This is a genomic window from Sporosarcina sp. E16_8, from assembly GCF_017347095.1.
Taxonomy (GTDB): Bacteria; Bacillota; Bacilli; order Bacillales_A; family Planococcaceae; genus Sporosarcina.
Genome location: NZ_JADPRZ010000078.1, coordinates 1 through 8,974, shown reverse-complemented (window position 1 = coordinate 8,974; position 8,974 = coordinate 1). Strand labels below are relative to the sequence as shown.

At 39.7% G+C, this 8,974-nt stretch carries 8 protein-coding genes; 7 read left to right on the top strand and 1 reads right to left on the bottom strand.

Features of this window, described 5'->3' with window-relative positions; all coding sequences use genetic code 11:
- The first annotated feature begins 374 nt into the window (after positions 1–374).
- The 6 genes from I2484_RS20240 to I2484_RS20215 all read left to right on the top strand — a co-directional run bounded on the left by I2484_RS20240 (position 375) and on the right by I2484_RS20215 (position 6,626).
- Entirely contained in the window at positions 375–1,361 is a 987-nt protein-coding gene (locus I2484_RS20240) for a branched-chain amino acid ABC transporter permease (RefSeq protein WP_207152861.1), read from the top strand.
- A gap of 9 nt (positions 1,362–1,370) precedes the next feature.
- Entirely contained in the window at positions 1,371–2,657 is a 1,287-nt protein-coding gene (locus I2484_RS20235; protein WP_207152860.1) for a branched-chain amino acid ABC transporter permease, read from the top strand.
- Between the two features lie 18 nt (positions 2,658–2,675).
- Positions 2,676–3,452 carry an ABC transporter ATP-binding protein gene (locus tag I2484_RS20230; protein WP_207152859.1) on the top strand — a complete coding sequence of 259 codons (777 nt, stop codon included), beginning with the start codon at positions 2,676–2,678 and terminating at the stop codon, positions 3,450–3,452.
- Between the two features lie 11 nt (positions 3,453–3,463).
- The gene (locus I2484_RS20225; RefSeq protein WP_207152858.1) at positions 3,464–4,165 is read left to right on the top strand and encodes an ABC transporter ATP-binding protein; all 702 of its coding nucleotides are present in this window, start codon (positions 3,464–3,466) and stop codon (positions 4,163–4,165) included.
- A 461-nt stretch (positions 4,166–4,626) separates the two neighbouring features.
- Positions 4,627–5,598 (top strand): NAD-dependent epimerase/dehydratase family protein, encoded by a 972-nt coding sequence (locus I2484_RS20220; protein ID WP_207152857.1) that lies wholly within the window; start codon positions 4,627–4,629, stop codon positions 5,596–5,598.
- 218 nt (positions 5,599–5,816) lie between these two features.
- The gene (locus tag I2484_RS20215; RefSeq protein ID WP_207152856.1) at positions 5,817–6,626 is read left to right on the top strand and encodes an alpha/beta hydrolase; all 810 of its coding nucleotides are present in this window, start codon (positions 5,817–5,819) and stop codon (positions 6,624–6,626) included.
- Between the two features lie 162 nt (positions 6,627–6,788).
- Here I2484_RS20215 and I2484_RS20210 read toward each other — a convergent pair whose 3' ends face one another.
- Positions 6,789–8,033 carry a dicarboxylate/amino acid:cation symporter gene (locus I2484_RS20210; protein ID WP_207152855.1) on the bottom strand — a complete coding sequence of 415 codons (1,245 nt, stop codon included), beginning with the start codon at positions 8,031–8,033 and terminating at the stop codon, positions 6,789–6,791.
- 403 nt (positions 8,034–8,436) lie between these two features.
- Between I2484_RS20210 and I2484_RS20205 the strand changes: the two genes are divergently transcribed.
- Complete coding sequence (locus I2484_RS20205) at positions 8,437–8,595, top strand: hypothetical protein (RefSeq protein WP_207152854.1); 159 nt, start codon at positions 8,437–8,439, stop codon at positions 8,593–8,595.
- Positions 8,596–8,974 lie beyond the last annotated feature (379 nt).

The window sequence follows — 8,974 nt, the reverse complement described above, 5'->3', positions numbered from 1 at the left end:
CGCCACTTCGCCGCCCCGTCTTATGCCTGTCGGAGCTGTGCGGCGCCTTGCGCTTTTCATGATGTCTAGTTCCAGGCGCCAACTCCTCTGGTCATAAGTCAGACCGGCTACGTGGCAAAGAACGCCACTGCGCCGCCCCGTCTTATGCCTGTCGGAGCTGTGCGGCGCCTTGCGCTTTTCATGATGTCTAGCTCCAGGCGCCAGCGGCTCGGGTCATAAGTAATCCAGCTAGGAAGGATTGAACTGCATCCTTCCCGGGCAAAGTGCGCCACGTCGCCGGATTGACTTATGCCTGTCGCGTCTAGCGGGCGCCTTGCGCTTTTCTCAGTGAGAATACCCTTTTCTTCTATACACCTTGGACAAGGAGGTAACTTATGCTGAACGAAGTAATACAAACAATCCCGCAAGTCTTGATTGATGGCCTTGCCTTAGGAACTGTGTATGCTGTAATTGCTTTAGGGTACACAATGGTTTATGGGATATTGGAATTAATTAACTTTGCACATGGTGAAATCTTTATGACAGGTGCTTTTATTGGGACAGCCCTATTAATCTTTATGACAGGAACTGGATGGGGTTCGGCGCTTCCAGCCATTGTAATGCTAATTATTGTACTCATAGTAACTGCTGTCCTAACAGGTTTTTTGGGGATGGGTATTGAAAGATTGGCATATAGACCATTACGTAATGCACCTAGATTGATCCCGCTTATTACAGCTATCGGCATTTCATTTTTATTACAAGATATTGTAAGATTCATAGCAGAATTAACAAAAGGAAACTACATTGTAACGGGACCTAGTCTTTTTACAGAACAAGTTTTGATAAAAACTTCATCTATAAGTTCAATTTTTAACGATGCATCTATAAAAACATCATTTATTATTGTGCTAGTTACGGCGGTTGTTATGATGGTTGCTCTAGATATATTTGTGAATAGGACAAGATGGGGAATGGCGATGCGAGCTGTAGCACAAGATCGAGAAACAGCTTCCTTGATGACAGTAAATGTGAATAAAGTTATTTCAATAACCTTTTTTGTAGGATCTGCTCTTGGCGGTGCAACGGGGGTATTATTTGCTGTACAATACGGAACCATAGATCCTTATATTGGGTTTATTCTCGGGTTGAAGGCATTTACCGCGGCAGTAATAGGCGGCATAGGAAATATCCGTGGCGCAATGATTGGCGGTTTATTACTTGGGGTATTAGAAATGTTTGCATCTGCTAATTTAACACTTTTAACTGGTGGAGTATTTGGTGCCGAATACAAAGATGTGTTTGCATTTGCAATATTGATCATCGTGTTACTTTTTAAACCGGAGGGCCTATTAGGCAAACCGGTCACTGAGAAAGTGTAGGTGAGAAGAATGACAACTCTATGGAAAAAATACGAACAAAACAAACTTGCGCAGGGAATCTTTCTTCTAATTTACATCGGGGTTACATCGCTTAGTTTATTTACGGCACAGAAGTCAGTTACCGCGTTTTTGCTTCTATTAGCATCATTATTACTATTATATTTCACAAAGTTTACTAATCTCACAAAATGGCTGCTAGCAGGTTTTGTGCTCGTGTTTTTACTTCCGTTCACTGCTAGTAATGGAGATGCTTATCAATCGTATATGGAAGTTTCCACACTTGTTGGTATCTATATCGCTATGGCTTTAGGCTTAAATATTGTAGTTGGTATGGCTGGGCTTCTTGATTTGGGATTTGTCGCATTTTTCGCAGTTGGGGCATACACATATGGTATTTTTGCGACAGCGCAAGCATCTAATTTCATGCCATTTGGAACTTTCCCTTTATCAGGAGAAAGCTTTTGGCTATTTATTATCATAGGCGGTTTGGTAGCTGCATTGTTTGGAATTCTACTTGGAATACCAGTTCTTCGGGTTAAGGGAGATTATCTAGCTATTGTTACGTTAGGTTTTGGAGAGATTATTAGAATTATATTTAATAATCTAGATCGCCCCATTAATATTACAAATGGTGCAATGGGGATTTCTTCCGTAACCCCACCTAGATTGTTTGGAATCGATTTCCTTTATCCTAGCCAATTTTATTACATTGTACTTGTTCTCCTGTTTTTCACGATCTTTACAGTTCGTCGTTTTGAGCACTCCAAAATAGGGCGTTCGTGGAAGGCTGTTAGGGAAAATGAAATAGCTGCTCAAGCTATGGGTGTCCCTTTAGTTCGGACAAAACTAATGGCGTTTGCGATTGGTGCTACCTTCTCAGGGATGATGGGTGTCGTATTTGCTGCTAAACAAGCATTTGTAGACCCTACAAGCTTTACACTACTTGAGTCAATTACGATATTAGTAATGGTAGTTTTAGGTGGTATGGGAAGTGTCCCGGGCGTTATTCTTGGGGCGGCCGTTATGACGATACTTAATCTCCAAGTATTGACGGAAATGACAAATTGGTTGAATCAACTAAGCTTGTCAGGAATAATTTCGATTCCATACGCATTATCACCAGCTAAAATGCAACGGTTTATATTTGGAGCATTATTAATCCTGTTTGCTTTATATAGACCAAAGGGACTCTTGCCAGCAAAAAACCGTATATTTATTGAAAAGGACTTACAAGGAGTAAATAGGAAAGCTAAGTTAGTAACAACGCAGGAACAATCGGAAAATGAGAAGCTGTAGCAGAAGGAGGTGCAGTAAATGTCTATATTAGAAGTTCGTAATTTGACTAAAAAGTTTGGCGGTTTAACAGCAAATCAAGATGTATCAATGACAGTGGAGAAAAACTCAATTACAGCAGTTATTGGACCGAATGGTGCTGGAAAAACAACATTTTTTAATATGATTACCGGTATTTATCAGCCATCGTCGGGCATAATTCTCCTTGAAAATGAAAAAATAAACGGATTAAAGCCGCATGACGTTTCAAAAAAAGGGATTTCGAGGACATTTCAAAATATCCGCTTGTTTAATGAAATGTCAGTACTTGAAAATGTCCTTGTTGGTATGCATACCCATTTAAAAGCAGGTCTAATGGGTATTCTATTAAATCTTCCTGCCATTCGGAAGGAAGAGAAGGCTTCAGAAATGAATGCATATAACTTATTGGAATATGTAGGACTAGCTCATCTTTTAAATGAAAAAGCATGTAATCTAAGCTATGGCGCACAAAGGAGACTGGAAATTGCAAGAGCCCTTGCTGCTAATCCAAAGGTATTATTATTAGATGAACCTGCGGCAGGCATGAATCCAAAAGAAACAAAAAATCTAACGCAGCTCATACAGAGCATGAAACATGAATTCAATCTAACCGTTATCTTAATTGAGCACGATATGAAGCTCGTCATGGAAATATCTGAACATATCGTTGTGTTGGATCATGGCGAAAAAATTGCGGAAGGTAAGCCTGAGAACATCAGAAATAATCCAAAGGTTATAGAAGCATACCTAGGATCGGGAGCTATTCAAACGGGATAGGGGGACACTATATGCTTCAATTAGTAAATGTTGAATCCTATTATGGTGGTATACATGCCTTAAAGGGTATAGACATTTCAGTGGAAAAGGGAGAAATTGTAACACTTATAGGTAGCAATGGTGCTGGAAAATCTACGACACTAAAATCCATAAGCGGATTGGTGAAAGTAAAGACTGGCAACATTATATATAAAGGATTGGAAATATCAAACAAGCCTGCCCATGAAACGACTTTATTGGGAATTGCTCATGTTCCCGAAGGTCGAAGGATCTTTTCGAAATTGTCGGTCAAAGAAAATTTACTAATGGGTGCATTCTCAGTAAAGAATAAAAATGTGATTAATGAACGAATGGAAAAAGTCTTTCATTTTTTTCCTAAATTGAAAGACCGTATCGAGCAAAAGGGTGGGACGATGAGCGGAGGAGAACAACAAATGCTTGCCATCGGGCGAGCACTCATGATGAAACCCGATTTATTAATGCTGGACGAACCTTCAATGGGACTTGCCCCCATCATTGTGGAACAAATTTTTGAAATTATAAAAGAATTAAATCAAGAAGGCATAACGATTTTACTTGTGGAACAAAATGCTTATCAAGCGCTACAAATTGCGCATAGAGGTTATGTTATTCAAACAGGAGAAATTAAACTTCAAGGAAACGGCTATGATTTAATTACTAATGAAGAAGTCCGAGAAGCGTATTTAGCATAGTAGTAACTGTGTCAACTATTAAATATAGGAGTTTTTGACCAATCTATATATGTTGTCATAAAAAACTTCATTGAATTAGCTAAGGCGCTTCGTGTACGCCTCCCGCGAAAATCCCGGGAGCAAATTACTGCCAGTCTTATCGCGCCGCTACCGGTGTTCAGTTACTGACACAAAATAGCGCCTTCGCTTTATCTATATATGTGTTCATTTGTTCAACTTTTATATTCAAAAACGCTTAGATAGAAACTATCCAAGCGTTTTTTTGAGAGTTGAAACAAATGGCTAGTAGAATGATTAGCAAATGATCAAGTTCATGGCAGACAGATTTTTTGATTGAAGCAATAAGGTGCATTGAATTATGAAATTGATGTTTTTTGTCTAAGGAAGGAACTATGACAGTAAATAGAGAACAAGTAATTATAAGATGAGAATATTATCAAGAATACATTGGGGGTTATCACATGAAATTATTAGTAATTGGCGGAACATCGTTTGTCGGTCGTCATATCGTAGAGCGGTCACTTCTAAACGGACATGAGGTAGTACTATTCAATCGTGGAAAAACAAATCCGGATTTATTTCCTGAGTGTCGTCATATTATTGGGGATCGTCGGGCACATATGGATCAGGCGGCTCTAGAACATTGGGACGCTGTCATTGATACGAGCGGCTATACGCCGAATGATGTAAAACCAGTTATTGAAGCACTGAAAGAAAAGCTCGACCATTATACATTTATTTCAACGATTTCAGTTTATGATGATCACTCAAAAGGCGATGTAAATGAGAAAAGCTCGACATTTACACATACTATTACTACAGATGAAGTGACAGGCGAAACGTACGGCCCGTTAAAGGTAATGTGTGAAAAAGAAGTGAATGACGGATTTGGCAGTAAAGCTCTCATTGTTAGACCTTGCATTATCGTAGGTCCGGATGATCCGACAGATAGATTCACATATTGGGCAATGCGTAGTGTTGAGGAAGGACCTATTGCCATACCGGGAGGCGACCGGAAAGTACAGTGGATTGATGTTCGTGATTTAGCGAAATGGATTGTAGAAATGATTGAGGAGAAGAAAACAGGGACGTTTAATGCTGCTTCTCAACCGGTTTCATTCGAAACGTTCATCGATGAATTAACTTCTGAACAAGGAACAGAAAAAATCGCCATTCCCGACACTATCGTGGCAAAAGTAGAGATGGATCCAAAGTATCGTTTTCCATTCTGGATACCGATTTCTGAACAATATCCACAAGGATTCTTCATTGTAGATGCATCTAATGCTGCAAAGGCTGGGCTTTCGATTCGTCCTCTACGAAAAACTGCAGCTGACACGAGGGAATGGGCAAAGCATCTTGATGCTGAAAACTGCAAAGCTGGTCCAACGAACGAAATTGAAAAATTATTGATTGACAAGGTGATGGAATAATTTAAAAGCATCAGGTTCCGATTGAATTCCGAATCGATTAGAACCTTATGCCTTTTTTACTCTACTCCTATATTAATTATTCCGCCTTATAAACAACGCATGAAAGTCAAATTGGCCTCCACACCTGTTTATTGACTTTTATAAACTCCATAAGTATAATACCAAGTAAACAGGTAAGATTAGTTTATAAGAAGAGTATCCTTGAGAGGGTGTTTACTATGACGAGTAAAGCGATTTCAATTTATGCTAATCAATTCTATCTTTCGGGGGCTCTCCATCTCCCAGAAGGAGCAAATCATAGAAAGGTTCCGCTTATTGTTTTATTGCATGGATTTGTCGGTAGCAAAGTCGGTGAACATCGATTATTTGTGAAAGCAGCACGATATTTCTCGGAGAAGGGATATGCGGTTTTTCGTTTTGATTTTAGTGGTTGCGGGGAAAGTGACGGCGATTATTCGGATGTTACAGTAACGAAGCAATTAAGTGAGGTTCAGGCGGTGCTAAATTATGTATCGGTGTTACCTGAAGTAGATGCAAATAATATTATTTTAATTGGTCATAGTCTTGGCGGTGCTGTCGCTTCGTTAACAGCTGCAAAAGATCGTCGTATACGTAAACTTATTTTATGGTCGCCAGTTGGTAAACCATATGATGACATTGCTGAAATTCTAGGCACGAGTGCTATGAAAACTGCAGAAACAAATGGGGTAGTTGATTATCGTGGGTTTTATGTCAGTCAAATATTTTTAACAGATTTGAAAAATCATCATCCCCTTGGAGCGATTCGTTCATATCAAGAGGCGGCGTTGATCATTCATGCACAACAGGATGAGGATATACCAAAAGAACATGCCGCCCGTTATTTCGTATCATTGCAACAAAGACCAATTCTTGAACGAGTCAATAAGCATTATATTGAGGGGGCAGACCATACGTTTTCAAGCTACACATTTGAACATGAATTATTTAGCAAATCCACTGAATGGCTTGGGAGTTTTCATGAGCATCCCCAAAAAGTAGCATTGTAGTTTTAAAGGGGATTCAAAGAAGTTGATGGACTCATTAACAGAGTCCATCAACTTCTTTGCTTTCTTTTCATATAAAGTTATCCCTTTTGCAGATTCTGACCTATTTAATGCTTACGTAGGAGAGCCAGGAATGACTAGTTCAATCTAAAGCTCTTCATTGTTCTATAAATGGATTCTCGAGGCGATTTTCTTTCGTTCTGTACGATCTACTACGGCGGCACCGACCATGTCACCTACTACATTAGTGGCAGTTCCACCCATGCCGATAATGGCGTCCACTCCTGCGATTAATGCCACAATTTCAAGAGGTAATCCAAACATCGTTAGGACGGCTGACAAAGTGATTAAACCTGCCGCTGGAACGCCTGCTGTACCAATTGACAGGAGTGTACCTATCACGATGATCATGAAAAAGTCTGAAACGGAAAGGTTTAGGTTGGTAATATTTGCAGCAAAGACAATAGATACACCCATCCGGAGCGCTCCACCGTCAGAGTTGAAGACTGCGCCTAAAGGAAGAGCGAAATTTGCTGTCTTGTCTGAAATACCAGCTTTCTTTGCCGCTTTTATTGCAATAGGCAGAGAGGCGATACTACTGGATGTGAAAAAGGCGGCCGTATATGCATCCTTTGTCTGCTTGAAAAAATTGACGATTGGTGTCCCGGATAATTTCAAGAATCCCGTATAGACAAATCCCCACAATATGAGTAGTCCTAAATAGAAAACCGCCGTAAATGTCAGCAATGCTTTAAAGGTCTCTAAACCTTGATTACCGAATGCAGTAGCACTGATGGCAAAAATACCTATGGGTGCATATAACAACACACCACTCAAGATTTTGTAAAACATGATATTAAGTGCAGTAAACATCTTGTCTAGCAACGTTCCATATTCCATCATCTTCTTATCCGGGGAGAATTTCAACATCGAAATTGCCATGCCGATAATGACTGCTACAAATAAGATGGCCATCAAATCGCCAGTAGTGAAAGCGGCAAAAATATTCTTGGGCACGATTTGTAGTAAAACATCTGAAAACTGGGGCATAATCGGTTTGTCGACAGTCACATTAGGCAAGGTCATGTTTTTACCTGGAGCAAACCAAAGCGCAAGCGATAGTCCAATCAGAACGGCAGCCGCTGTAGTTGCCGTATAATAAAGGATCAGTTTGCCACCAATCCGACCCAGCTGTGTAACATTCATTTGATTCACAGCTAAAACGACCGTGAGGAAAATGACTGGAAGGGCAACCAAGCTTAATAGATTTAAGAGCAAGGTGCCTAGTGGGCTAAGAAATCCAGCGTTTGTTCCAAAGATTATGCCAACAATCGCACCGAGGATAAAACCGGTAGTTATTTTCACGATAAACGGAATTTTTATATATATATTCCATAATGATTTCAACATTATATCAACCTTCTCTGTTTAGTTTTTGGCGTACTCTATATATTAGCACAAACATAAGGTACCTTACTCTAACGCGATTCAGAATTGTGCCGGTATAAGACGCCTAAAAATCACTAGCCTCACGACGGGGAGGAGGTTAACATCAGAACCTAACAATCAGCACTATAGAAAAGACATAATCTGTTTTTCAACAAAAACACCACCACTCAATTCCTTGAGTAGCTACTTGTAATTATATTATCCTAACGAGTTGCCTGGTTTGTTTAAGGCATTTGAGCCCAGCCAATAGCTTGATACCACATGGCTAACTGATTTTACGAAATAGGTGCCCCCAAGTTCTCTATGCAAACTAATTGTCGATAGTCCTTTTCATGGAACGAAATTTTAAAGAAATAGCTATCAATTGGTTTATGTGGGAACAGTCGGCAATTATGCGGAAGTTACGGTCACGAAGCAGCTTAGCGATGTCCGGCTCGTATTAAATTATGTATCAATGTTACCAGATGTAGATGCAATCAATAGTAGTTTAATCGTTCATAGTCTTGGAGGGTCAGTGGCATGAAAAGGGGAGCGGATATATGAGCATGCGGGTAGGCGTATTATTCAGCGAAGAAGACCAGGGGATCCAAGAGAAAAAGATGCGATGTAACTAAATGATGATTTACGCCGACATACATACTGGACAACGGATACTGTCTAGTAAAAAGCATGTAAACAACAGTTTGAAGATATGAATTTCTTGGTTTATTGACATGCGGAACTAATAACCCGAAATACTCCTTTTATGGAGTGTTTCGGGTTATTTTCGTTTCTGTATAAAGGATCTTGAATAATAAAAATATCCACTAGCGTTGCATAGAATCCAGTATAAACATTCTTTTTCATTTTTTACCACTCTCTTCCGGTTTTAAAAATAAAAAAAGGAACAGGTCCGTAAAGAC

Bases quoted from the DNA above. Each gene is read 5' to 3' on its own strand.
- I2484_RS20240 (WP_207152861.1), top strand. From the start codon at position 375: ATGCTGAACGAAGTAATACAAACAATCCCGCAAGTCTTGATTGATGGC.
- I2484_RS20235 (WP_207152860.1), top strand. From the start codon at position 1,371: ATGACAACTCTATGGAAAAAATACGAACAAAACAAACTTGCGCAGGGA.
- I2484_RS20230 (WP_207152859.1), top strand. From the start codon at position 2,676: ATGTCTATATTAGAAGTTCGTAATTTGACTAAAAAGTTTGGCGGTTTA.
- I2484_RS20225 (WP_207152858.1), top strand. From the start codon at position 3,464: ATGCTTCAATTAGTAAATGTTGAATCCTATTATGGTGGTATACATGCC.
- I2484_RS20220 (WP_207152857.1), top strand. From the start codon at position 4,627: ATGAAATTATTAGTAATTGGCGGAACATCGTTTGTCGGTCGTCATATC.
- I2484_RS20215 (WP_207152856.1), top strand. From the start codon at position 5,817: ATGACGAGTAAAGCGATTTCAATTTATGCTAATCAATTCTATCTTTCG.
- I2484_RS20210 (WP_207152855.1), bottom strand. From the start codon at position 8,033: ATGTTGAAATCATTATGGAATATATATATAAAAATTCCGTTTATCGTG.